General features: G+C 58.4%; 20 protein-coding genes and 1 pseudogene. 16 read left to right on the top strand and 5 right to left on the bottom strand.

Going from position 1 to position 25,618, the window contains the following annotated elements; all coding sequences use genetic code 11:
- The first annotated feature begins 91 nt into the window (after positions 1-91).
- Complete coding sequence (locus ACA052_RS28295; RefSeq protein ID WP_497647744.1) at positions 92-337, top strand: DUF1127 domain-containing protein; 246 nt, start codon at positions 92-94, stop codon at positions 335-337.
- A 107-nt stretch (positions 338-444) separates the two neighbouring features.
- Here the strand turns inward: ACA052_RS28295 and ACA052_RS28290 are convergent, their stop codons facing one another.
- Positions 445-1,737, bottom strand: coding sequence for an NAD(P)/FAD-dependent oxidoreductase (locus tag ACA052_RS28290; RefSeq protein ID WP_497647743.1), 1,293 nt, complete (start codon positions 1,735-1,737; stop codon positions 445-447).
- 148 nt (positions 1,738-1,885) lie between these two features.
- On the opposite strand from ACA052_RS28290, the gene ACA052_RS28285 reads away from it, so the two are divergent.
- A complete protein-coding gene (locus ACA052_RS28285) occupies positions 1,886-2,239 on the top strand; it encodes a YkgJ family cysteine cluster protein (protein ID WP_497647742.1) in 354 nt (117 codons plus the stop codon).
- A gap of 79 nt (positions 2,240-2,318) precedes the next feature.
- On the opposite strand, the gene ACA052_RS28280 is transcribed toward ACA052_RS28285, so the two are convergent.
- Entirely contained in the window at positions 2,319-2,807 is a 489-nt protein-coding gene (locus ACA052_RS28280) for an Lrp/AsnC ligand binding domain-containing protein (RefSeq protein ID WP_003177284.1), read from the bottom strand.
- Between the two features lie 157 nt (positions 2,808-2,964).
- Between ACA052_RS28280 and dadA the strand changes: the two genes are divergently transcribed.
- From dadA to ACA052_RS28230, 10 genes and pseudogenes are all read left to right on the top strand, one after another.
- Positions 2,965-4,269, top strand: a complete 1,305-nt coding sequence (gene dadA / locus ACA052_RS28275) for a D-amino acid dehydrogenase (RefSeq protein WP_497647741.1) — start codon at positions 2,965-2,967, stop codon at positions 4,267-4,269.
- Positions 4,241-4,594, top strand: a complete 354-nt coding sequence (locus ACA052_RS28270; RefSeq protein WP_497647740.1) for a RidA family protein — start codon at positions 4,241-4,243, stop codon at positions 4,592-4,594. Before dadA ends, ACA052_RS28270 begins: the two co-directional genes overlap by 29 nt.
- A gap of 95 nt (positions 4,595-4,689) precedes the next feature.
- Positions 4,690-5,763 carry an alanine racemase gene (gene alr / locus ACA052_RS28265; protein ID WP_497647739.1) on the top strand — a complete coding sequence of 358 codons (1,074 nt, stop codon included), beginning with the start codon at positions 4,690-4,692 and terminating at the stop codon, positions 5,761-5,763.
- Between the two features lie 128 nt (positions 5,764-5,891).
- Positions 5,892-6,440 carry a cupin domain-containing protein gene (locus ACA052_RS28260; protein ID WP_008150195.1) on the top strand — a complete coding sequence of 183 codons (549 nt, stop codon included), beginning with the start codon at positions 5,892-5,894 and terminating at the stop codon, positions 6,438-6,440.
- A gap of 182 nt (positions 6,441-6,622) precedes the next feature.
- Positions 6,623-7,039, top strand: a complete 417-nt coding sequence (locus tag ACA052_RS28255) for a c-type cytochrome (RefSeq protein ID WP_497647738.1) — start codon at positions 6,623-6,625, stop codon at positions 7,037-7,039.
- 235 nt (positions 7,040-7,274) lie between these two features.
- Complete coding sequence (locus ACA052_RS28250) at positions 7,275-9,197, top strand: acetyl-CoA hydrolase/transferase C-terminal domain-containing protein (RefSeq protein ID WP_497647737.1); 1,923 nt, start codon at positions 7,275-7,277, stop codon at positions 9,195-9,197.
- 286 nt (positions 9,198-9,483) lie between these two features.
- Positions 9,484-12,906, top strand: coding sequence for a type VI secretion system tip protein TssI/VgrG (gene tssI, locus ACA052_RS28245; protein ID WP_497647736.1), 3,423 nt, complete (start codon positions 9,484-9,486; stop codon positions 12,904-12,906).
- Entirely contained in the window at positions 12,899-13,585 is a 687-nt protein-coding gene (locus ACA052_RS28240; protein WP_497647735.1) for a DUF2931 family protein, read from the top strand. The genes tssI and ACA052_RS28240 overlap by 8 nt, the downstream gene beginning before the upstream one ends.
- Positions 13,586-13,949: 364 nt before the next feature.
- Positions 13,950-14,345, top strand: a complete 396-nt coding sequence (locus ACA052_RS28235; protein WP_497647734.1) for a DUF6124 family protein — start codon at positions 13,950-13,952, stop codon at positions 14,343-14,345.
- A gap of 84 nt (positions 14,346-14,429) precedes the next feature.
- Positions 14,430-14,768: pseudogene (locus ACA052_RS28230) on the top strand (acetyl-CoA hydrolase); the annotation flags it as partial.
- 128 nt (positions 14,769-14,896) lie between these two features.
- Here ACA052_RS28230 and ACA052_RS28225 read toward each other — a convergent pair.
- On the bottom strand, positions 14,897-15,469 hold the full coding sequence (locus tag ACA052_RS28225; protein WP_497647733.1) for a xanthine phosphoribosyltransferase: 573 nt from the start codon (positions 15,467-15,469) through the stop codon (positions 14,897-14,899).
- Between the two features lie 72 nt (positions 15,470-15,541).
- Positions 15,542-17,551 (bottom strand): DNA helicase Rep, encoded by a 2,010-nt coding sequence (gene rep / locus ACA052_RS28220; protein ID WP_157710650.1) that lies wholly within the window; start codon positions 17,549-17,551, stop codon positions 15,542-15,544.
- Between the two features lie 264 nt (positions 17,552-17,815).
- Here rep and ACA052_RS28215 point away from each other — a divergent pair, with 264 nt between their 5' ends.
- On the top strand, positions 17,816-19,486 hold the full coding sequence (locus ACA052_RS28215) for a putative bifunctional diguanylate cyclase/phosphodiesterase (RefSeq protein WP_497647732.1): 1,671 nt from the start codon (positions 17,816-17,818) through the stop codon (positions 19,484-19,486).
- Between the two features lie 70 nt (positions 19,487-19,556).
- Here ACA052_RS28215 and ACA052_RS28210 read toward each other — a convergent pair whose 3' ends face one another.
- Complete coding sequence (locus ACA052_RS28210; RefSeq protein ID WP_497647731.1) at positions 19,557-20,951, bottom strand: NorM family multidrug efflux MATE transporter; 1,395 nt, start codon at positions 20,949-20,951, stop codon at positions 19,557-19,559.
- A gap of 157 nt (positions 20,952-21,108) precedes the next feature.
- On the opposite strand from ACA052_RS28210, the gene ACA052_RS28205 reads away from it, so the two are divergent.
- The 3 genes from ACA052_RS28205 to ACA052_RS28195 all read left to right on the top strand — a co-directional run bounded on the left by ACA052_RS28205 (position 21,109) and on the right by ACA052_RS28195 (position 25,617).
- The gene (locus tag ACA052_RS28205; protein WP_497647730.1) at positions 21,109-22,029 is read left to right on the top strand and encodes a LysR substrate-binding domain-containing protein; all 921 of its coding nucleotides are present in this window, start codon (positions 21,109-21,111) and stop codon (positions 22,027-22,029) included.
- 178 nt (positions 22,030-22,207) lie between these two features.
- Complete coding sequence (locus ACA052_RS28200; RefSeq protein WP_497647729.1) at positions 22,208-24,184, top strand: methyl-accepting chemotaxis protein; 1,977 nt, start codon at positions 22,208-22,210, stop codon at positions 24,182-24,184.
- 218 nt (positions 24,185-24,402) lie between these two features.
- Positions 24,403-25,617, top strand: a complete 1,215-nt coding sequence (locus ACA052_RS28195) for an aldose 1-epimerase family protein (protein WP_497647728.1) — start codon at positions 24,403-24,405, stop codon at positions 25,615-25,617.
- Position 25,618 lies beyond the last annotated feature (1 nt).

Below are 25,618 nucleotides of genomic sequence, written 5' to 3'. Positions count from 1 at the left end.
GAATTAATACCGGTGTATTGAATCTGTAATGCTTTTCGCCGTCCACGCATCATGAAAGCTCTGGCTACCCAAGTAAATAGGAGCGATCACAATGAACGGCTTGAGCGATGTGCGGCTGACGTTACACAGTCAGGAACTGACGGCAGGGCAAAACCACGGTGCACGCGAGGCGGTCATGCGCAACGCACCGTCCGGCCTGAGTCGCTGGGGCCTGTTCTGGCATCGTCTGCACACGCGCAAGGCGTTGCTGGAACTGACACCCCAGCAGCTCAAGGATGTGGGGTTGAGTCGTGAGCAGGCGCGGGAGGAGGGGCTTAAACCCTTCTGGCACCTGTAAAACACGGTCCCTGTAGGAGCTGCCGAAGGCTGCGATCTTTTGATCTTGTTTTTTTACGATTAAGATCAAAAGATCGCAGCCTTCGGCAGCTCCTACAGGGATTGGTGTTAGATCAGTTCTTTCATCCGATGCCACAACATCCCCAGCGCCAACAATGGCGAGCGCAAATGTTTACCGCCCGGAAAGGTAATGTGCGGCACCTTGGCAAACAGATCGAACCCCCCGCTGTGCTGCCCGCTGATCGCCTCAGCCAACAGTTTGCCCGCCAGATGCGTGGCATTCACGCCGTGACCCGAATAAGCCTGCGCGTAATACACGTTCGGCTGGTCCTTGAGCCGCCCAATCTGCGGCAGACGATTGGCACCAATGCCAATCATCCCGCCCCATTGGTAATCAATCTTCACGTTGGCCAGCTGCGGGAAAACCTCCAGCATTTTCGGTCGCATATAGGCCCCGATATCGTGCGGGTCGCGTCCCGAATAGTGGCAGGCGCCACCGAACAGCAAGCGTCGATCCGCCGAGAGCCGGTAGTAATCCAGTGCTACCCGTTGATCACAGACCGCCATGTTCTGCGGCAACAGTGAGTGAGCCAGCGCTTCACTCAAGGGTTCGGTGGCGATGATGTAGCTGCCGGCAGGGAGAACCTTGCCGCTGAGTTCAGGATTGAGTTCGTTGAGGTAGGCATTGCAGCCCAGTACCAACGTCTTGGCGCGGACTAAACCTTGGGCCGTATGGACTTTGACTTCAGGGCCGTAATCGATGCGGGTCACTGCTGATTGTTCGAACAGCCTTGCTCCCAGTTGCTGCGCGGCGGCGGCTTCACCCAAGGCCAGGTTCAATGGGTGCAGATGCCCTGAGCCCATGTCGATCAAACCACCGACGTAGCGATCGGAGCCCACCACCGAGTGCATTTCATTGGCTTGCAGCAGTTGGGTTTCGTAACGGTAACCGAGGCTGCGCAGTTCTTCGGCGTCTTCGGCGAAGCCCTCAAGGTCCCGTGGCTTGTTGGCGAGGTCGCAGTAACCCCAGGTCAGGTCGCAGGAGATCTTAAATCGTTCGACGCGCTGTCGGACGATTTCCACCGCTTCCAGGCCCATGAGTTTCATCTGACGCACACCGTCCGTGCCGATCACGTTGGCAAACTGATCGAGACCATGGCCGACGCCACGAATCAACTGGCCGCCATTGCGTCCGCTGGCGCCCCAACCAATCTTGTGTGCTTCGAGCAGCACCACGCTGAGGCCGCGCTCGGCGAGCTCGAGCGCCGTGTTCAACCCGGAGAAGCCTCCGCCCACCACGCACACATCGGCGACGAGTTCGCCCGTCAGCACCGGATGATCGGGCTGCGGCAGGCTGCTGGCGGCGTAGTAGGAAGCGGTGTGCTGGGCACGGGCATTCATGCGCGTAATCCTGATTCTTTGTGTTTGGACAATTTGACGGAGCATAAGCCGGACCTTCGAATGCGGGCAACACTGGTCGGTTGCTGCTGTCTGGGTGGGAGCTTTTGCGTCAGAATCGCGCTCTATTCCGCTTTTGGTCGCCGTTCCGATGAGCTGCAACAGTCAGAAAATCCGTACGCTTCGGCAGCAAATTCCCTCGTTCGAGTGCGTGCCCGGCTGCCATGACTGCTGTGGGCCGGTGACCACCTCGCCGGAAGAAATGTCGCGCCTGCCGCGCAAGACGCGCGCTGAACAGGACGCGGCGATGGATGAACTCAACTGCGTCCACCTTGGGCCAAACGGCTGCACCGTGTATGACGAGCGCCCGCTGATCTGCCGGTTGTTCGGCACCACCAAGACCTTGCCGTGCCCGAATGGACGCGGGCCGGCGGAGCTGATTCATCCGCGGGTCGAGAAGCAGATTCATGAGTACATGGCCAGTACTCGGCAGGTCCTCGTTTAAAAGATCGCAGCCTGCGGCAGCTCCTACTGTTAAACGCATTCCCATGTAGGAGCTGCCGCAGGCTGCGATCTTTTGATCTTCAATCCGGAATCGGCAAACTCAAGCTCTCCTTCACCTCTTCCATCACGATATAGCTCTTGGATTCGCGCACATGCGGCAGCTTGAGCAGGATGTCGCCCAGCAGCTTGCGGTACGACGCCATCTCCGAGATCCGCGCCTTCACCAAGTAGTCGAAATCCCCTGACACCAGGTGGCATTCCAGCACGTGGGGCAGTTTGAGCACCGCACGTCGGAACTCTTCGAAAGTATCGCCGGATTTATAGTCGAGGCTGATCTCGACGAACACCAGGAGACTACCCTTGAGGTGCTGCGGATTGAGCCGGGCGTTGTAGCCCATGATGATCCCTTCGCGCTCCAGGCGCCGGACCCGCTCGGTACAGGGCGTGGTCGAGAGCCCGACTTTTTCCCCCAGCTCAGTGAAAGAGATGCGCCCGTCTGCCTGCAAGATCCGCAGGATGTTGCGATCGATCTTGTCCAGCTCACGTTTGGTTTGAGTGTTGGTACGCATAGGGGATGCGCCTCCGTGAAAAGCGTTTTTGCCGAGAATTCTCGCCAAATATAGGCACTTATATAGTGAAATGCACTGCCTAATCTTTTTTACACTGCGCACATCTAATGCTTTGAACAACACACGTCAGCGGTAAGCCGCGATGAGGGATTTGAAAATGCGCGTTATGGTCTTGGGTAGCGGCGTCATCGGTACTACCAGTGCTTACTATCTGGCGCGTGCCGGGTTTGAAGTCGTGGTGGTGGACCGCCAGCCGGCCGCTGCCATGGAGACCAGTTTCGCCAACGCCGGGCAGGTTTCGCCAGGCTATGCCTCGCCGTGGGCCGCACCGGGCGTGCCACTGAAGGCTATCAAGTGGCTGCTGGAACGCCACGCACCGCTCGCGATCAAGGCTACTGCCGACATCGATCAATACCTGTGGATGGCGCAGATGCTGCGCAACTGCACCGCCAGTCGTTACGCGGTGAACAAGGAGCGCATGGTTCGCCTGTCCGAGTACAGCCGTGACTGCCTCGACGAATTGCGCGCTGAAACCGGCATTGCCTACGAAGGCCTCAGCCTCGGTACTACCCAACTGTTCCGCACCCAGGCTCAGCTCGATGGCGCCGCGAAAGACATCGCCGTGCTGAAAGAGTCCGGCGTTCCATACGAATTGCTCGACCGCGCCGGCATCGCTCGTGTAGAGCCGGCGTTGGCCAGTGTGACTGACATCCTCGCCGGTGCCCTGCGCCTGCCGAACGACCAGACTGGCGACTGCCAGATGTTCACCACCCGACTGGCCGAAATGGCTGTAGACCTCGGTGTGGAATTCCGTTTCGGCCAGGACATCCAGCGCCTCGACTTTGCCGGTGATCGCATCAACGGTGTCTACATCGATGGCAAGCTGGAAACCGCTGACCGCTACGTGCTGGCGCTGGGCAGCTACTCGCCGCAATTGCTCAAGCCGTTGGGCATCAAGGCACCGGTGTATCCGCTCAAGGGTTACTCGCTGACCGTGCCGATCACCAACCCGGCGATGGCGCCGACCTCGACCATTCTCGACGAGACCTACAAGGTCGCGATTACCCGTTTCGACAACCGTATCCGTGTCGGCGGCATGGCCGAGATCGCCGGTTTTGACCTGTCGCTGAACCCGCGTCGACGCGAAACCCTGGAGATGATCGTCAACGACCTTTATCCTCAGGGCGGCGATCTGGCCCAGGCGAGTTTCTGGACCGGCCTGCGGCCGACTACCCCGGATGGCACGCCAATCGTTGGCGCCACGCCATTCAGCAACCTGTTCCTGAACACCGGTCACGGCACACTAGGCTGGACCATGGCGTGCGGTTCCGGCCGTCTGCTGGCTGACCTGATGGCGAAGAAAACGCCGCAGATCAGCGCTGAAGGTCTCGATATTTCCCGTTACAGCAACAGAATCCAGGAGTCCGCAAAACATGGCAATCCAGCGCCAGCTCACCAATGAGCGCATGAGTCAGATCGTCGCTCACAACGGTACGGTGTATCTGGCAGGACAGGTCGGCGATGACATGAGCGCCGGGATTGAACAGCAGACCCGCGAAACCCTCGCCAACATCGAGCGTTTGTTGGATCTGGCGGGCACCGACAAAAGCCACCTGCTGTCGGTGACGATTTACCTGAAAGACATCGATGCGCACTTCGCAGGCATGAACTCGGTGTGGGACAAGTGGCTGCCCAAAGGCGTCGCCCCGGCCCGCGCGACGGTTGAATCGAAACTGTGCGAACCGGAAATCCTGGTTGAGCTGTCGGTTGTAGCCGCTCTGCCATAAGCCTGTCAGAAAGATCCCTCTTCCGGTGCCGTTGGCGGTTCAAGCCGTCAGCCAGCACCGGTTTTTTCCTCATGACCGCCTAGAAGTCTGCCGCCATGCGTCCAGCCCGTGCCCTGATCGACCTTCAAGCCCTGCGTCACAACTACCAGATCGCCCGTGAAATCACGGGGGCCAAGGCCCTCGCGGTGATCAAGGCCGATGCCTACGGCCATGGCGCGGTGCGTTGTGCCCAAGCGCTGGAAGCCCAAGCCGACGGGTTTGCCGTGGCCTGCATTGAAGAGGCCCTGGAGCTGCGTGCTGCGGGTATTCGTGCACCGGTGTTGTTGCTGGAAGGTTTCTTCGAAGCCGATGAGTTGTCGCTGATCGTCGAACATGATTTCTGGTGCGTAGTGCATTCGCTATGGCAACTCGAAGCCATTGAACAAGCCGTGCTGAACAAGCCGATCACGGTCTGGCTCAAGCTTGATTCAGGTATGCACCGGGTTGGTTTGCATCCGAAGGATTACCAGGCGGCCTATCAACGGCTGCTGGCCAGCGGCAAGGTTTCGAAGATTGTGCTGATGAGCCACTTTGCGCGCGCCGATGAGCTGAATGATCAGAGCAGCGCCGAGCAGGTCGCGGTCTTTGAAGCGGCACGTATAGGTTTGTCGGCCGAGGTCAGCCTGCGCAACTCGCCGGCGGTGCTCGGTTGGCCGCAGATTTCGAGTGACTGGGTTCGCCCCGGCATCATGCTCTACGGGGCCACGCCCTTCGAAGAAGCCAATGCCGTGGCCTCTCGCCTGCAACCGGTAATGACCCTGGAATCGAAAGTCATTTGCGTGCGCGAACTGCCGGCCGGCGAGCCTATCGGTTACGGCGCCAAATTCATCACGCAGAAGCCGATGCGCGTTGGTGTGGTGGCCATGGGTTACGCCGATGGCTATCCGCGTCAGGCACCAACCGGTACGCCGGTACTGGTCGCCGGACAGCGCAGCCAATTGATCGGCCGGGTGTCGATGGACATGCTGTGCATTGATTTGACCGATGTGCCGCAAGCCGGCCTCGGTTCGACCGTCGAGCTGTGGGGTAAAAACATCCTGGCCAGCGATGTAGCCGCCGCCGCTGACACGATTCCTTACCAGATCTTCTGCAACCTGCGCCGGGTGCCACGGCTCTATTCCGGGAGCTAGGTGCAGACTGCCATCACCGGAAGTCGCCTCGCCGAATAGGATTCAGGTCAAAGTGTTGTAAATACTGAACGCTGTCGCCATGATAACGCTCAATATTCCTACAACCTGAATCCCTGGAGGCGCAAGCATTGGACGTCGGTGAACGACTGCAATCGATCCGTAAGCTCAAAGGTCTTTCCCAGCGCGAGCTCGCCAAGCGTGCGGGCGTTACCAACAGCACCATTTCGATGATCGAGAAAAACAGCGTCAGCCCTTCGATCAGTTCGCTGCGCAAGGTGCTGGGTGGGATTCCGATGTCCATGGTCGAGTTCTTTTCCGAAGAGATCCTGCAGGAAAAACCGACTCAGATCGTCTACAAAGCCAACGAGCTGATCGATATTTCCGATGGTGCAGTGACCATGAAACTGGTCGGCCGGGCCCACCCGAGCCGTGCCATCGCGTTCCTCAACGAAATCTATCCGCCGGGCGCCGACACCGGTGACGAGATGCTCACCCATGAGGGTGAGGAAACCGGGATTCTGCTCGAAGGACGACTGGAACTGGTGGTCGGGTTGGAAACATTTGTGCTCGAAGCCGGCGACAGCTACTACTTTGAAAGTACCAAGCCGCATCGTTTCCGCAATCCGTTCGATGCGCCGGCGCGACTAATCAGCGCAGCTACCCCGGCGAACTTCTAAGAGAGAAGGCGCCCCGCCAGCATGGCGAAGGCACCCGGACGGTTTTTGCGCCGCAGCATAAAACCCCTTCGACTTTGGGGTTGTTTCAGTGTGGCGGGCTTACCGCTATACTTGCGCCCGCCTGCGAACCGTGGCCGTAGGCGTGACTAGCCACCATTGAGGGTGAACGCGTGAATCTAATTATGAAAATGCTGGCCGTACCAGCAACCGTATTGGCCCTATGGGCTGTCAGCGCTCAAGCTGCGACGACCGACGATATTGCTAAACGCCTTGAGCCAGTTGGCCAGGTCTGCGTACAGGGCAAAGAGTGCAAGGGGATGGAAGTCGCTGCTTCTGCGGGCGGCGGCGGTGGGGCGAAAACCCCTGATGAAGTGATTGCAAAGCATTGCAACGCTTGCCACGGTACCGGCCTGTTGGGTTCGCCAAAAATCGGCGACGCGGCTGACTGGGGCAAACGAGCCAAAGAACAAGGCGGCCTCGACGGTCTGCTGGCTAAAGCCATCACTGGTATCAATTCCATGCCGCCAAAAGGTACTTGCGCCGATTGCTCCGATCCCGAGCTCAAAGGCGCAATCGAAAAGATGTCTGGCCTGAAATAAGCCTCCATCTTCAGCAAAAAGCCGCTTACGAGCGGCTTTTTTGTACCTGCTGATCCCCCTGTAGCAGCTGCCGCAGGCTGCGATCTTTTGATCTTTTTTTTTAAAAATCAACATCAAAAGATCGCAGCCTGCGGCAGCTCCTACGGAGATTTTGGTGTTGACGAGGCTGTTCATTGCAGCAAAGACCCGGCAAGCTCGGTCCAACCCCAATTCACGGAATGTACGGGAGGATCGGATGGTGCAACTGTGTTCTATCGAGCAGGCGGTCGATGATGTCTTGGCGCGGTTGCCAGCGCATATTCACATGGGCCTGCCCCTGGGCCTGGGCAAACCCAACCACTTTGTCAACGCGCTCTACCAACGCATCGCCCAACTGCCCGAGCGGCAGCTGACAATCTACACCGCCCTGTGCCTCGGCCGACCTGCGTTGGGTGATGGTTTGCAAAAGCGCTTTCTCGAACCCTTTATCGAACGGGTTTTCGGCGACTATCCAGAGCTGGATTTCCTCGCGGGTCTGCACCAGGACAACCTGCCGGTAAACATCCATGTCCAGCAATTCTTCATGCAGCCCGGCAGCCTGCTTCACAGCACATCCGCTCAGCAGGATTACGTGAGCAGCAACTACAGCCACGCCGCAAGGGACATTAATGCCGCCGGGTTGAATCTGGTCGCGCAACTGGTGGCGAGCCACTCGGAACACCCCGACCGTTTGAGCCTGAGTTGCAACCCTGACATCACCCTCGACCTGTTTCCGATGATCGCCAAACGGCGCGCGGCCGGCGAGACGATCCTGCTTGTAGGCCACGTGCACAACGACTTGCCTTACATGCCCGGCGACGCGGAAGTCGGCATCGACACCTTCGATCTGCTGATCGACAAAAAGGACAGCACCACGCTGTTCTCCACGCCGAACATGCCGGTGGGTTTCCAGGATCACTTCATCGGCCTGCACGCCAGCACACTGGTGCGCGACGGCGGCACCTTACAGATCGGCATCGGTGCCATGGGCGACGCCCTGACCGCTGCGTTACTGGCACGCCAGGGCGATAACGGCGGTTACAAGGCCGTGTTGGCCGACGTGAATCTCAGCCAGTGGGCGCAACTGATTGACCGTGAAGGCGGGATCGAACCGTTTGCCAAGGGCCTGTACGGTTGCAGCGAAATGTTCGTCAACGGATTGCTGGTGCTGGCCGATGCCGGGATCGTGCGGCGCAAGGTCTACCCGGACGTGCCGACCCAGCAACAGGCGAATGCCGGCACCCTCGATGAGGCCGCGCAGACTGACGGCATTTCAGTGCACGGCGGATTTTTCCTCGGGCCGCGCAGTTTCTATGAGCGCCTGCGCGAGCTGCCGCAGAACAAGCGGCTCGAATTCAACATGACCCGCATCAGCTACATCAACGAGCTCTACGGCCAGGAAGAACTCAAGCGCTTGCAGCGTCTCGATGCGCGCTTCATCAACACCGTATTCACCATGACCCTGCTCGGGGCCGGCGTTGCCGATCAGCTCGAAGACGGGCGAGTGCTCAGCGGCGTCGGCGGGCAGTACAACTTCGTCGCGCAGGGGCATGCGCTGCAAGGCGCGCGTTCGGTGTTGCTGCTGCGCAGCTGGCGCGAGGCGGGCGGTGAGGTCAGTTCGAACATCGTCTGGGAATACGGCCATTGCACGATCCCGCGCCACTTGCGGGACATCGTGGTCACCGAGTACGGCATCGCCGATTTGCGCGGCAAGACCGATGCGGCGGTGATCGAGGCGTTGCTGAACATCAGCGATTCACGGTTCCAGGCGGGGTTGATCGAACAGGCGCAGAACGTGGGCAAGTTGCCGAAAAATTTCCGCATCGATCCGCGTTTTGCCGACAACATTCCGCAGCGTCTACAGAGCATTCAGGCGCGACACCCCAACCTGTTTCCGGAATATCCGCTGGGGTGTGATTTCACCGAGGTGGAGCGGGACTTGTTGCGAGCGCTGAACTGGCTGAAGAGCAAGTTCAAGCTGACGGAGATTCTGGAGTTGGGCAAGGCCGCGCTGGATGCGCCGGAGCCTTCGGCGTTTCCCGAGCATTTGGAGAGGATGGAGCTGACGAACCCCGAGGGCCTAAAAGAAGATCTGTTCCAACGGCTGCTGCTCACCGGTATGAAGGCCACCGCTCAATAACGGCCAACACAAAACCTGTAGGAGCCGAGCTTGCTCGCGATGAGGCCGTATCAGTCGCTAGATTTTTTGGCTGGTACACAGCATTTGTGAGCAAGCTCGCTGTTTATAGCAACATTTGGTGACGCGGGAAGTTTCACACAGAGCTTCCGGCCCCTTCCTACATTATTCTTTCCCGCGTGCTGATAGCTTTTCGGATTCTTGCGACTCGCTCACACCGTGACAAGCGCTTCGTAACTTTTATATCTCTCTGCTCAAGGATGAGCTAAAAAAGCAAAAGGATAAGCGCATGCTCGCACCCGAAATTACCCCTCAATTCACCCTTGTGATCCCTGCAGTTCGCAACGACTTCAAAGTGCTAGCGTTTGAAGGTACTGAAACCATCAGCGGGTTGTACTCAATCAGCGTCGATCTGGTCAGTGAGTACCGCAATATCGATTTGGATAGCCTGCTTGACCTACCTGCATTTTTGCAATTCGGCCTGAACGGCGAAGGTATTCACGGACACATGGGAAGTGTGTCCGTAAATTATTTTGGTGAACGCCTGACCCGATATCGTGTGAGCCTGGTCCCGGCGCTGCATTACTTGCAGTTCAGCCGGGATCAGCGGATTTTTCAGAGTCAGACAGTGCCGCAAATCATCACTCAGGTCCTCAAAGGGCACGGCATTCACGCTGACGCATTTTCCTTCCACGTCAAAGCAAGTCCCCCGCGCGAATACTGCACTCAATATCGGGAAAATGATTTGGAGTTTGTCCAGCGGCTCTGTGCCGAGGACGGCATTGCGTGGCATCACCAGCACTCTTCGCAAGGGCATATGCTGGTGTTCACCGACGACCAGACATATTTCCCCAAACTGGGCGAAACCCCGTATCAGCAAGACTCCGGTATGGTGGCGGAGCATCCGGTCGTCAACCATTTTTCCATGGGTTACAAAACCCGCCCCAGCGTGGTTACCCGCCGTGACTACGACCTGAAACGCCCGAATGCGTTGCTGGAAAGTCGCTCTACCACTGATTTCGCCCCCAAGCTGGAAGACTATAGCTACCCGCTGCTATTAGGGAACGAAAAGCGCGGCAAACAACTGGCCCGGCAAGCACTGGAACGGCACCGAGTCGATTATCAGTTGGTCGAGGGCAAAAGCGACCAGCCAACACTGCGCAGCGGCCACTTTTTGGGCCTGACGAAGTACCCACGCGAAGCGCACAACGATCTATGGCTGCTGCTAAGTGTGACGCACTCTGGAAAGCAGCCCCAAGTGCTCGAAGAGTCATTCACCCGCGTGCCCGAACCAGAGGACGGCTTTGTTCAGGGCTACCGCAACAGCTTCAGCGCAATTCCCTGGAATGTGTTTTATCGGCCCCCGATGCCCGCACCAAGGCCCACGCTGAATTGCCAGACCGCGTGCGTCACCGGGCCCGTCGGTGAGGAGATTTACTGCGACGAGTACGGCCGCGTCAAAGTCAAATTTCACTGGGACCGGTCTGAACGCAACAACGAAAACAGCAGTTGCTGGCTGCGGGTAGCGTCAGGCTGGGCGGGGGATAACTTCGGCACAGCCATCATTCCGCGTATCGGGATGGAGGTCCTCGTTACTTACCTCGAAGGCAATCCCGATGATCCGTTGATCACCGGCTGCCTGATCAACAAGGTCACGCCGCCGGCCTACCCACTGCCCGAAAATAAAACCAAAACTGTACTTCGAACCCACAGCTCCCCCACTACGGGTGGCTATAACGAACTGTCGATGGATGATCGCGCTGGCGATGAGTTGGTCCACCTGCGTGCTCAGCGGGATATGGAGCAAAAGGTTGGAAATGACAGCCGGATTGAGGTGGGTAACGATCAACGGGAAACCGTCAGGGGCAACAGCATTACGGTGGTGGAAGGTGAGGTACATCGAACTATTGGTGCAGATAGCAAGATTCAACTCAAGGCGAATGAATACCGGCAAGTTGCTGGGGACTCTCATACGAAAGTCGGCGAAACGTTCGTTCTCGAAGTCGGCGAAGCAACGCACATCAAGGCAGGTACAAATATTGTGCTGCGTGCGGGAGCAACTCTTACGCTGGAGGCCGGAGGTCAGAGCATCACAATCACTTCGGAAGGCATTTTCAGCAGTAGCGGAATCCAGGTACGCAGATTTCCAAATCCGGACATGCCTGCTCAGCTCGTCCTGTTAAACGATGCCAACGGCATGTTGGTTTCCAGTGCGGTTCCGCCCGCGGAAGTCCAAGACTCAGAACTGGAGGAGGAAGAAGAAGAGGTAGAAGCCGAAGAAGGAATTACGTTGCGGATTGGGGTGTTTTTTGATGGCACCGGGAATAACCGATCCAACAGTGAGATGGTTGCTGGCTGTTATGCGCGGGATGTGAATCTGATGGAGGAGGCTGAGGATATTCAGCGGTTTTGTCAGGCGCATGGGTATGACGGTTTGGGGAACACGCCGGATAGCAGTTATGGGAATGACACGAGTAATGTGGCGAAGCTGTATGACTTGTACACCGATGACAGTCAACGGCTATTGGCTGATGATGAAACTATAGGTTTCATCCCAGTTTATCTGCCTGGCATCGGTACTAGCAGTGGTGAAGGGGATTCACCTTTTTCACTAGCAACCGGCGTGGGTGCACACGGTGTATTGGCGCGGGTTGCGCAGAGTCCAGCGTTTATTCTTGAGAGGGTCGAGCAGTTCAAACTGTCTAATCCTGATCGAAAGGTTGAACGTGTCGAGTTCGATATCTTCGGTTTCAGTCGCGGTGCCGCAGCTGCGCGGCATTTTGCCAATGAAGTACTGAAAGGAGAGCAGAGTCCATTAGCAATACTCTTACCAGCCGACTCTTCACTGTTCATCGAGAGTTTTGCCTGGCGCATCAACACTGATGTCTCCGTAAACTTTATCGGCATCTTCGACACCGCTGCCGCTGTCGCAAGTATTGCCGACCGCGATTTAAGCGTCCATGACGCCATAAACCTCGGCGTAAACTTGTATCTGGCCCCCGATATCGCAAAAAAAGTCGTGCATTTGGTAGCGCGGGACGAGCGCCGCCACAACTTCTCGCTCAACAGCGCCGGCGCTGCTGATATCGAGCTGCCCGGCGTTCACTCTGACTTGGGTGGCGGGTATATACCCAACTTCATTGAACGAGTTCTGCTGAGCAAGCCGCGCTGCAGCCGCGACGTGGAACTCTACGTGCCTTCCACAGCATCGAACGCCTATCGTTGGGCTCAGCAAGAGCTGGGACGCCTTCAGGATCAACTCAATCTGTATGGGCTGACATTGTCGGTGAAAACCTGGGCGGTGGAGATGACTAGAAACGCAAAAGGCGACAGATCCAAATCGAAAAATGTTTATGCGGCAGCCCATAGCCAGCGGACCGTGCATAACGATCTGGCCTTGATTTACCTGCGAATTATGCGCGAGTTGGCAGCAAAAAATGACGTGCCTTTTCGCGTTATCAACGATAAAGATCACAAGTTAGCTTTACCCGGGGAACTCCAAACCATCGCACAAAAACTGATGACTTATGCGCTGGGCGAAACTCGCAGTGCGGGCTTGAGCGTGTTCGAGGAGGAGTTGCTCTATCAACGCTACATTCATCTATCTGCAAACTGGAATGCTGCCAAAAGCTGGAACAACAGCGACCTGAACATCGTATTTATCGATCGCCCCGCTGAAAACTATAAGCGTGTGGTACATCCCAATGTGTAAGCGCTCATTCCTGCTTAAGGCCAGCCTTGCGCTGCTATTTGTGTTGTTGGGAGGATGTGCCTCTGTCGAGAGTAGATCACTACCCTACGACGCTTGGAGCCTCGATTTTTTTGTTCCCGACTATATGGATGTCTGGATTGAAACGGCAGATGTCGTGGATATCAATGAGCATGTCTTTCGGGGGGCGGGTAGCGGCATACCGGCGATGGGGTATCCACGCGCTATGAGCAAAGGCGTACCGTCCGAGTTCAGGGGCAAACCAGCGGGATGGCGAGAAAGTCCTGGGGGAAAAGGCCGTTATGTCACCGAGGCTGACCTGCCTCGTTTGGTCTATGTACGCTGGCAGTCCATAGCAGAACCGCAGACCTACGAGGCCTACATCGAGATCCCCCAATCGGCGCGAAACACTATGCTTAAAGGTGAAAAAGCTTTTTGCGGTGCGGTAGGCAAATGGAAAACCGATTACCGAAAGTTTTTGACTATCGGCTTGGCGCCAGGAGGAATCGCCAAGGTGTGGTTGGGTGGGCCCTGTCTTAAATCGACCGAAGTCACCCGAGTCCAAGGCACTATCAATCCAGAAGGCCCATACAGGGGACAGTCAGGCGGCGCCTATTACCCCCTTTTGGAGGAGTCCAAAGCCTACATCGACAAGTTTGGCATTCCCTATGGAAGTTGGTAAGGAGTGCCAAGATTTCCGATCGCTAAACACCGCTTGACCATGCTTGTTTAAAAGCCTTGTAGGTAACGTCGTGAAAGCTACAACACCTTGCGTCGTTGCCTACGGCTACGCCAGAATCCGCCGGCTTGTGCGTCTCGGAGCCTGTCGGTAGTTTGATTCTCGTCACTGATTGTCAGTGATCGGGTTTAGCAGCCCCGTGGTTGTTAGTGAGGTGCATAGCGTCCCCTTCAGTCAGGTAAATGAAACCTGAACTTGATGGTGGCTGTGCGTGGGGCGCCCTCGGGCGCGCCGGTTTGCTAACTCCCCGGTCTGCTAACCCGCGCACAAGCGACGTGTGAATGGCTCCATTTCAGGAGTTAGCCAAATGTTCAAAGTCACACCCAACCCACCAGAAACCGATCCGGTCTCCCCCTACGAAAGCCCCGACTCAAACAAACTCAACGACGCCGCCGAGCGCGCCCTCGACCATCACTTCCCGCCCACCGAACCGAAGCCACCCAAACCCAGCGGCCAGCTCTTCAGTGTTTGCCCCGACATCAACACCGAAACCCTCCTCGCCAACGCCTCGGAAGATCTGCTGTCCATCAGCGCCATCGCTGCCGATCTCGCCGACGATGTGGACGGCTCACGCCGCTCCGTAGCCCTGGCGCTCAGTCGCATGGCCGACGGGGTGCATTTGTTGGTGGAGCGAGCGCTGGATCATCTGGATGAGCCGGAAATGGCGGCAATCTTCGCCAAGCAACAAAGTCAGACCCGCTGACGCGCAACACAGAAAAACCCCGATGGATTTCATCCCCATCGGGGTTTTTTGCCCGACGATGGTGAAAACCACGCAGACGAGAGGAAATTGCCGAAGTGTTTCCGGATTGCCCCGCGGTTCGCCGACAACATTCCGCAGCGTTTACAGGCCATCCAGGCGCGGCACCCGAACCTGTTTCCGGAATATCCGCTGGGGTGTGATTTTACCGGGGTGGAGCGCGATGTGTTGCGGGCGCTGATCTGGTTGAAGAGCAAGTTCAAGCTGACGGAGATTCTGGAGCTGGGCAAGGCTGAGCTGGACGCGCTGGAGCCTTCAGTATTTCCCGAACATTTGGAGCGGATGCAGCTGACCAGCCCCGAAGGGCTGAAAGAGGATTTGTTTCAGCACTTGCTGCTCACTGGCCTCAAAGTCACCGCGAAGTAACAGCCAACAAAGATCAAATGTGGGAGCGGGCTCGCTCGCGAAGGGGCCGTGTAAGTCACCGATAATGTCGACTTACACACCGCCTTCGCGAGCAAGCCCGCTCCCACAGGTACAACGGTGCAGCTGATTTATTCGATGAAGGTCACAACGCCGCCCGCCAGGGATTGCACCCGAGCCAACGACTCAACGCGATAACCCTGCGCATCCAGCTCCGCACGCCCACCCTGGAACGATTTCTCGATCACGATACCCAAGCCCGCCACGGTGGCGCCGGCTTGTTTGATGATCGAGATCAGCGCTTGCGACGCCTTACCGTTGGCCAGGAAGTCATCGATGATCAGCACGCGGTCGCTGCTGGTCAGGTGGCGCGGGGAAATCGCCACGGTGCTTTCGGTCTGCTTGGTGAACGAGTAAACGGTCGCCGACAGCAGGTTTTCGGTCAGGGTCAGGGACTGATGCTTGCGCGCGAAAATCACCGGCACGCCGAGGTTCAGGCCGGTCATGATCGCCGGGGCAATGCCCGAGGCTTCGATGGTGACGATCTTGGTGATCCCCGAATCCTTGAACAGCGTGGCGAACTCGTCGCCGATCAGCTTCATCAGGGCCGGGTCGATCTGGTGGTTCAGAAAGGCGTCGACTTTCAGGACCTGATCGGAAAGCACGATGCCTTCGTCGCGAATTTTCTTGTGCAGTGCTTCCATGAAGCTTTCCTCTACGGGCGCCGGGTGCGCCCAGGCTCGGTTAAAAAGTGTTCGGTTAAAAAGTAGCCGATTCTAGCGCTTTAACATCGCGCGTATATCCGCCAATGCGGTATTGCCACGAACGGCTTTGACTTCAACCGGCGTGTCGTCGGTACCTTCCCATGCCAGGTCGTCCGGCGGCAGTTCATCGAGGAAGCGGCTCGGCGCGCAGTCGATGATCTCGCCGTATTGCTTGCGCTTGGCGGCGAAGGTGAAGGCCAGGGTCTGACGTGCGCGGGTAATCCCGACGTAGGCCAGGCGGCGCTCTTCTTCGATGGTGTCGGCTTCGATGCTGGAGCGGTGCGGAAGGATTTCCTCTTCCATGCCCATGATGAACACGTAGGGAAATTCCAGGCCCTTGGAGGCGTGCAAGGTCATCATCTGCACGCCTTCGGCGCCGTCTTCCTCTTCCTGCTGCCGTTCCAGCATGTCGCGCAAGACGAGTTTGCCGATGGCGTCTTCGACGGTCATCTCGCCTTCTTCGTCTTTCTCGAGGGTGTTTTTCAACGCCTCGATCAGGAACCAGACGTTGCCCATGCGGTAGTCGGCGGCCTTGTCGCTGGAGCTGTTGGTGCGCAACCAGTTCTCGTAGTCGATGTCCATGACCATGCTGCGCAGCGCCGAGATCGGGTCTTCGCCGGCGCATTGCTCGCGGACCTTGTCCATGAAACGCTTGAAGCGCGACAGGCGATCGGTGAAGCGCGTATCCAGATGCTCGCCGAGGCCGATTTCGTCGGTGGCGGCGTACATCGAGATTTTGCGTTCGGTGGCGTAGTTGCCAAGCTTTTCCAGCGTGGTCGAGCCGATCTCCCGACGTGGGACGTTGATCACCCGCAGGAAGGCGTTGTCGTCGTCCGGGTTCACGATCAGGCGGAAGTAGGCCATCAGGTCTTTCACTTCCTGGCGTCCGAAAAAGCTGTTGCCGCCTGAAAGCCGGTAAGGAATCTGATGGTGTTGCAGCTTCAGCTCGATCAGCTTGGCCTGGTAGTTACCGCGATACAGGATCGCGAAATCGCTGTACGGCCGGTCGGTGCGCAAGTGCAGGGTCAGCAGTTCCACGGCCACGCGTTCGGCTTCGGCGTCTTCGTTGCGGCAGCGGATCACGCGGATTTCGTCGCCATGGCCCATCTCACTCCACAGCTGCTTTTCGAATTCGTGCGGGTTATTTGAGATCAGCACGTTGGCGCAGCGCAGGATGCGGCTGGTTGAGCGGTAGTTTTGCTCGAGCATGACGACTTTCAGCGAGGGGTAGTCGTCCTTCAACAGCATCAGGTTTTCCGGACGAGCGCCGCGCCAGGCGTAGATCGACTGGTCATCGTCGCCCACCACGGTGAATTGGTTGCGCTTGCCGATCAGCAATTTCACCAGCAAATACTGGCTGGCGTTGGTGTCCTGGTATTCGTCCACCAGCAGGTAGCGGACCTTGTTCTGCCATTTTTCGAGGATGTCGGCGTGTTCCTGGAACAACTTCACCGGCAACAGGATCAGGTCGTCGAAGTCCACCGCGTTGAACGCCTTGAGCGTGCGCTGGTAGTGGGTGTAGACGATGGCGGCGGTCTGTTCCTTGGGATTACGCGCGTTTTCCAGGGCTTCGGCCGGCAGGATCAGGTCATTTTTCCACGAGCCGATCATGTTCTTGATCTCGTCGACGCCGTCGTCGCCCGCGTATTCCTTCTGCATGATGTCGGTCATCAGGGCTTTGACGTCGGTCTCGTCGAAGATCGAGAAGCCCGGTTTGTAGCCCAGCCGCACGTGTTCCTTGCGGATGATGTTCAGGCCCAGGTTGTGGAAGGTGCACACCGTCAGGCCGCGGCCTTCGCCGCCCTTGAGCAGGGTGCCGACCCGTTCCTTCATCTCGCGCGCAGCCTTGTTGGTAAAGGTCATGGCGACGATGTACTGGGCGCGAATGCCGCAGTTCTGGATCAAGTGCGCGATTTTGCGCGTGATCACACTGGTCTTGCCGGAGCCTGCGCCGGCGAGCACCAAAAGAGGGCCGCCGACGTAGCTCACGGCTTCTTGCTGCCGGGGATTGAGTCGGGACATACGAAATCAGGGAGTCGTTTGCGAAATGGGCCGGCATTTTAACAGGCTCAGCGATTTGTGCTGCTCTCTCCGACTTGTGACGCAACACGCTATCTATATTTGCCGGTTTTGATACTTTCACGCAGGATGCGCGGTGAGTTTGCGTCTAATGTTCGTAATTTCAGGTACAAAAGCCTCGTTTGATAACTGATGTCATTTGGTCATTGGTTACCGGCGCGGCATAATGCCCGCCGCCTACATCATTGCAGAGTCTAGGGAGCTAGCTTGTCTACGCCTGTCGAACCCTTGCGTTTGCTGCTACTGGCCGAAGAGCCGGCGTGGGCAGCGTTGTTGCGCGAGTGTCTGGCTCCGATGGGGAGCTCGGCCGTGCTCATCAGCGCTCCGAGCTGGGAGTCGGTCAGCACTCTGTTCGAAGACAACCGCAGCGCGGTGTTGTTGACGATCCCGGCCCTTCAGCCGGCGCCCGGCCGTTGCAATTTGCCAACGGTTTTGCTGCTTGAACACGAACCGCTGGCGCCACCCGATGGGGTGAGTGACTGGCTGGTGCGCGACCTGCTCGATCCCGGCATGCTGCGCCGTTGCCTGCGCCATGTCCGCGAGCGCGGCGTGCTCGAAAACACCCTGCAACGCCTGGCCGAGCAAGACCCGCTGACCGGCATCGCCAATCGGCAGGGTTTCCAGACTTTGCTCGCGGCGCGTTTGGCGGATAACGATGGCCGTGGCCTCGCCCTCGGTCACCTGGACCTCGACAACTTCCGTCACGCCAACGATGCCCTCGGCCACCAGGCTGGGGACCGCTTGATCCTGCAAGTGGTCGCGCGGCTGAAAAGCCAGCTCGAGGCCAGCGATCAATTGGCGCGCCTGGGCAGCGACGAATTTGCCTTGCTGATCGATACCCGCCGCGCACCTCAGCGCGCCGAGTGGATGGCCGAACGCATCACCGAAGCCCTGGCCGAGCCCTATTGGGTCGACGGCGAAAGCCTGTTGATCGGTTCGAGCCTGGGCATTGCCCATGCCCGGGCCCAGGCCGGTGCCGACCCGCTGATGTGGCACGCGCACATTGCCATGCAGCAGGCCAAGAGCACGCAAGGCTGCACTTTTCACATCTTCAACGAACGCATCAATCGCAACGCCCGCAGCATCGCCGACCTCGAAAGCGAGCTGCGCCGGGCCTTGCGCCGCGATGAACTGGAATTGCACTACCAACCACGACTGAACCTTGAGGACGGGCAGATCGTCGGCCTCGAAGCCCTGGTGCGCTGGCGCCATGCCGAGCGCGGGTTGCTGCCGCCGAGTGAATTCGTGCCGCTGGCCGAGCAAAGCGGTTTGATCGTGCCGCTCGGCTACTGGGTTATTTCCCGGGCCCTGCGGGACATGCAGGCGTTGCGTGAACTGGGCCTGCCGGCGTTGCACATGGCGATCAACCTCTCGTTCCGGCAGTTCCAGGACAGCCAGTTACTCTCGACCCTGAGCCGCCTGATTACCGAGCGCGGCGTCGAGGCACAATGGCTGGAATTCGAATTGACCGAAACCGCGGTCATGCGCCGCAGCGATCTGGTTAAGCAGACCATGGATGCCCTCGGGCGTCTGGGCGTGCGCTTCTCCCTGGACGATTTCGGCACCGGATTCTCTTCGTTCGTGCACCTCAATAGCCTGCCGATTGCGTTGCTGAAGGTCGACAAGAGCTTTGTCGGCGGCATGGAAGAGCGTGAAGAAAACCGCAAGTTGGTGCACGCGATGATCAACCTGGCGCACAACCTCAATCTGGAAGTGGTCGCCGAAGGCGTGGAAACGCCAGAGCAGCTGGATCTGTTGCGCGGGTTTGGTTGTGATCAGGTGCAGGGGTATTTGATCAGCAAGCCATTGCCTTTGGTGGATCTGGTTGAATATTTGAGCTTTGGCGGCAGTCAGCAGGCAGTTGTGGAGGCCATTTAAAAGATCGCAGCCTGCGGCAGCTCCTTACACAATTTCTGTAGGAGCTGCCGCAGGCTGCGATCTTTTGATCCTAATCCGTTTGTGCGACCCGAAAACTCGCCTGTGACGGCTCCCGCCGAATCATCCGCTTCATCTTCCACTCAAACGCCAGCGTCAAACTCACCGCCGCGCACGCCAACCCCAGCGCCAACCCCCACCAGACGCCCGTTGGCCCCCAGTTCAAATGGAAGGCCATCCACCATGCGGCTGGCGCACCAATCAACCAATAACAACCCAACCCCACCAGAAACGTGGTCTTGGCATCCTTGAGCCCGCGAATGCAGCCCATGGCGATGGTTTGGGTACCGTCGAACAGCTCGAACCACGCGGCCACCGCCAGCAGGCTCACAGCCAGATTGATGACGTCACGAAACGCCGGGTCGTTTTGATCGAGGAACAAACCGATCAACTGATTCGGCAGCAGCCAGAAGACCATGGCGAAGGCGAGCATCGACGCCGCCCCGAAAGCGATCCCGACCCGTCCGGCCAGCCGCGCATCAAGCAGCTGACCGGCACCGTAGTGCTGGCCGATGCGCATGGTGATCGCGTAGGAAATCCCCGCTGGGACCATGAACGCCACCGAGACGATTTGCAGGGCAATCTGATGCGCGCCCAGTTGCGTACTGCCCATGGTGCCCATGCACAGCGCCGCGAACGCGAACAGCCCGACTTCGACCGCGTAAGTGCCGCCAATCGGCAGGCCCAGACGCCAAAGCTCTTTCAAATACCGCCGGTTGGGCCGTGACAGGCCCTGGCGCAGTGGATAGGCGTCGTAGGCCGGATGCCGGCGAATGTGCCAGGCCAGCGCAAGGGCCATGCAGTTGGCGACAATCGCCGTGACGAACCCGATGCCCACCAGGCCCATTTTCGGCAGGCCGAACATGCCGGTGATCAACGCATAGTTGAGCAGGAAGTTGGCCACTGTGCCGCCGAGGCTGATGACCATCACCGGCGTTGCGCGGCCAATGGCGCTGGTGAAACCGCGCAGGGCCATGAAGCTCAGGTAGCCGGGCAGGGCAAACGGCAGAATCAGCAGGAATTGCCCGGCTGCGTGGACGTTGGTTTCGGTCTGGCCGAACAACAGCAAGACCGGTTTGAGGTTCCACAACAGCAGCCCGGCTACCAGCGCCATCAACCACGCCAGCCACAACCCCGCTTGGGTCAGTCGTGCGGCGCCAACGATGTCGCCGGCGCCCTGACGGATTGCCACCAGCGTGCCGACCGCCGCAATCACGCCAATGCAGAAGATCGATACGAACGAGTAAGTCGCCGCGCCCAGCCCGCCACCGGCCAGCGCCTCGGGACTCAGGCGCGCCATCATCAAGGTGTCGGTGAGGACCATCAGCATGTGCGCCAACTGCGAGGCAATCAACGGCCCCGCCAGCCGCAGGATGGCCCAGAGTTCAATACGCGCTGGATGCTGCATGGTCATCACGCTCGATTATCAAAGAGAACAGGAAAGCGTCGATTCTCGGCGCTCTACGGGGTTTGCACAAAGGGATAAAAAGGATGGGTTGCATGATTAAAACTCATCCAGAGGAGTTTCTGATAAGTTGGCGCATTGCGCTGTAGGAGCCTTCCTGATGTCTCGTCGTCTTCCTCCCTTATATGCCCTTCGAGCCTTCGAAGCGGCGGCGCGTCATAGTTCGTTTACCCGCGCCGCCGAAGAGCTGTCGATCACTCAGAGTGCGGTCAGTCGGCATATTCGTACGCTCGAAGAGCATTTCGCCTGTCGGCTGTTTCATCGCAGCGGGCGCAACCTGCAACTGACCGAGTCGGCTCGGTTGATCCTGCCGGGTATACGCGAAGGCTTCACCGCGCTGGAGCGGGCTTGCAATACCTTGCGCGCCGAAGATGACATCCTGCGCATGAAGGCCCCGTCCACCCTGACCATGCGCTGGCTGCTGGCGCGCCTCAGTCGCTTTCGCCATTTGCAGCCGGGCAATGAAGTGCAGTTGACCAGCGCCTGGATGGACATCGACTCAGTGGACTTCAACCACGAACCGTTCGATTGTGCCGTGATTCTCAGTAACGGAAACTTCCCGCCTGACTGGGAGGCGACCTTGCTGTTTCCGGAAGAGCTGATTCCGGTGGGTGCACCCAATCTTCCCAAGGATCAGCCATGGGATGTCGCTCGCCTGGCCGCCACCGAATTGTTGCATCCGACACCGGATCGTCGAGACTGGCGCAGTTGGCTGGAGCGCATGGGGCTGTCGGACCAGGTGTCACTCAAGGGCGGTCAGGTGTTCGACACCCTGGAACTGGGCATGATCGCCGCCGCCCGGGGTTATGGCGTATCGATGGGTGATTTGCTGATGGTGGCAGAGGATGTGGCGCAGGGACGCCTGAGTTTGCCGTGGCCGACCGCCGTCGCCAGCGGTGAGAATTATTACCTCGTCTGGCCGAAAACACGCCCCGGAGGTGAACGTTTGCGCCGCCTTAGTGATTTCCTGCAAAGCGAAGTCCGGGCCATGGAATTACCGGATGTCGAGCACTTGGGCTGAATCGATAGAGCCGTGCAATGACGGCCTTGAGCCATACCCCGGCTAATTACTCAAGTATTCAGGTTTGCCGCCGAAAATCTGCAGGTGGAACCTTCGTGCAGGTTCGACGTTTTTCCCATTTTTGAAATTTGCTGAGCAGCCGATCGAGAAGGATCAGGTGGTTCGGCCAGGAGCTGTCATGTCTCAACCCCGTGCCCGGATTGCCTCACAGCTTGGTCTTGCGCTTGCCGTGATTTTGGCGATTGTCATCAGCGGCAGTACCGTGTTCGCCCTGCGCTCGCTGGACAGTGCCAACCTGGCCACCCGCGAAGAGCACCTGGCCAGTGAAGCCCGATTGCTGGCTGATCAGTTGAGCACCTTTCACGGCACGCTGCGTGAAAGCACCCAGCGCCTGAGCGGTCTGTTCGAGAAACGCTTCAGCGCCGGCCTGACGTTGCACCCGGACGAGCCGGTGGCGGTGGCGGGTGTGCAGACGCCTGGCCTGCACTTGGGCAGTGAAGTGCTGAACAACAATTTCAAGGAAGTGGACGAGTTCAAGCAAATGACCGCCGGCGTCGCCACGTTGTTTGTGCGCAACGGCGAAGATTTTATTCGGGTCAGCACCTCCCTGAGCAAACAGGATGGCACCCGCGCCATCGGCACATTGCTCGATCACGCACACCCGGCCTATGCACGCCTGATAGCAGGGCAGAGCTACGTCGGTCGCGCGTTACTTTTCGAACGTTCCTACATGACCCAGTACACCCCCGTACGCGACAGCGGCGGTAAGGTAATCGCCGTACTGTTCGTAGGATTCGATTACACCGACGCGCAGAACGCGCAGTTCGCCAACCTCAAGCGCTTCCGCATCGGCCAGACCGGTTCCCTGGCATTGCTCGATGAGCAGAGCAAATGGTTGGTGCCACCGGCTGGGGTACAGGCACTGGATCAAGCGATTCCGGCCATTGTCAGCCTGGCGAAAACCCCGGGCAAAGGCGATTTCTGGAGCGACAAATCCGAAGATTTCTACAGCGTGGCGGTGCCGTTCGACGGCGGCCCATGGTCGGTCGTGGCGAGCATGCCGCAAGCTGAAATCAGCGCTGTGACCTGGAGTGTCGGCATTCAGTTGGCCATTGGCAGTTTGCTGGCGATGTTGATCGCGGTGGGTTCTGCGGTCTGGCTGTTGCGCAGCAAGCTCGCGCCGCTGGGTGATCTGGTGCGTCAGGCCGAAGCCTTGGGTGCCGGTGATTTGAGCGTGCGGCTGAACGTGTCGAGTAACGACGAGATCGGTCAACTGGCCCGTGCGTTCAACCAGATGAGCCAAGCGTTGTCGACCATGGTCGAGCACATTCGCAAAGCTTCGGCAGAGGTCAACAGCCGTGCCCAGGCCTTGTCCGGCTTGTCCGGTGGTGCCTATGAGGGGATGGAGCAGCAGTCGGGCGAAATCACCAGCATGGCCGGCGCCGTGGAAGAATTCAGCGCCACGTCCCTGAACATTGCCGACAACATGGGTAACACCCAGCGCCTGGCGCAGGAAAACGCACAGCAAACCCAGATCGGTCGTACGTCTATGGACGAAGCGTCTTCGTCGCTGGAGCAAATCGCCGGTGCACTGAACAGCACCGCGACGGTAATCAATACCTTGGGCCAACGCTCTCAGGAGATCGGTGGCATCGTCGGCGTGATTACGTCGATTGCCGAGCAGACCAACCTGCTGGCGCTGAACGCCGCCATCGAAGCCGCCCGCGCCGGTGAGCAGGGTCGTGGTTTTGCCGTGGTCGCCGATGAGGTTCGCAACCTGGCTTCGCGTACGCGTCAGGCCACGGATGAAATTTCCGGGATGATTCAAAGCATCCAGCAGGAAACCGGCAATGCCATCAGCACCATGGAACAGGGCAATGTGCTGATGCAGGAAGGCTTGTCGCGCAATGCCAACGTCGCTTCGGCGCTGGCGCGGATCGATGAGCAGAGCCGTTCTGCGGGCCAGCAATTCGCTGCGATCACTACGGCGACTCAAGAGCAGAGCAGCACCGCGACCTTGCTCAGCAGCAATCTGCAAAGCATTGCCCTGGCGAACAGCGAGCAACGGGAGGTTGTTTCCAATCTGGCCATCACCGCCAAAGAGCTGGAAAAACTCGCGGCGGATTTGCGGCATGAGGTTGACCGGTTTCGTTGAGGTGCCTTTGAAATAGCCATCGCGAGCAAGCCCGCTGGTGTCTTGGGCAGGGATTAGGATGAGAGCGGGCTTGCTCGCGATGGCATCGACTGAACTCCCCGGTTTTAACCCCAAACCCACATCACTATCTATTTGCCTTTGATGTAGTGATTTTTAAGCTTGATGAATCGTTTCAGCAAGACTATAAAATCTGCACAACTCCAAGAAAGGCTCCCATCATGACCCCGCTCAAACTCGTCATAACCCTCGGCGCACTGACCGCTGCTTCCCACGCCATGGCCTGGGATTACGTGCTGCTCGACACCGACAAAGCCGCTCAGAACTGGCAAATCACCAGTCAGCAACTCGGCGTGAAAACCGACAAACCCTTCTCCGTGACCCTGCGCGCTTTGCATGGCGGTCGGCAGGAGGGCGTCAGCATTGTCGACATCGATAACGGCACCCTGAAACTCTCGGTAGTGCCAACTCGCGGGATGAACGTCCTGCAAGCGTCGGTAGGCAATGTGCGCATGGGCTGGGATTCGCCGGTCAAGGACGTGGTCAATCCGTCCTTCATCGAACTCAACGGCCGCGGTGGCCTGGGTTGGCTCGAAGGCTTCAACGAACTGGTCGCCCGCTGCGGCTACGAATGGGTTGGCCACCCCGGCATGGACAACGGCGAGCTGCTGACCTTGCACGGCCGCGCCGCCAACATCCCGGCCAGCAAAGTCACCTTGCACATTGACGAGAAACCGCCCTACGCCATCAGCCTGCGCGGCGAGCTGAAAGAACAGGCGTTCAAGAAAGTCGACTTCTCGGTGATGACGGAACTCGTCACCGAGCCTGGCAGCGTAGCGTTTGCCCTCAACGACACGCTGACCAACAACGGCGACTATCCGAAGGAGTATCAGGCGCTGTATCACAGCAACTTCAGTACTCCGTTCCTGGAGCAGGGCGCGCGGTTTGTTGCGCCGGTTAAACAGGTGTCGCCGTTCAACGACAAGGCCAAGGGTGATCTGCCGGACTGGCAAACGTATCGCGCGCCGACCAAGGATTACGACGAGACGGTTTACAACGTCGTGCCTTATGCCGATGCCAAGGGTGACACACTGACCGTGCTGCATAACAAGGCGGGCAGCCTTGGGGTATCGGTTGGTTTTAATACTCAGCAGTTGCCGGTTTTCTCGCTGTGGAAAAACACCGATACCCAAGGGCAGGGTTATGTCACCGGTCTTGAGCCAGGGACGAGTTTTTCCTACAACCGCCGGTATCAACGTCCGCTGAATCTGGTGCCGACGATTGGAGCTAAAGAACAGAAGCAGTTTCAGATCAGCTACAGCTTGCTGGCGGACAAAGGGGCTGTGGATAAGGCGCTGAATCGGGTGAAAGATATTCAGGGTGGGCAAGAAACTGAGGTGCGGCAGGCACCGTTGGTGGACCTTACCAAGGAGTAAA

This window comes from Pseudomonas sp. LBUM1644 (assembly GCF_059716195.1).
The sequence above is the reverse complement of the archived record's forward strand: the minus strand, read 5'-3'. Positions and strand labels throughout refer to the sequence as shown.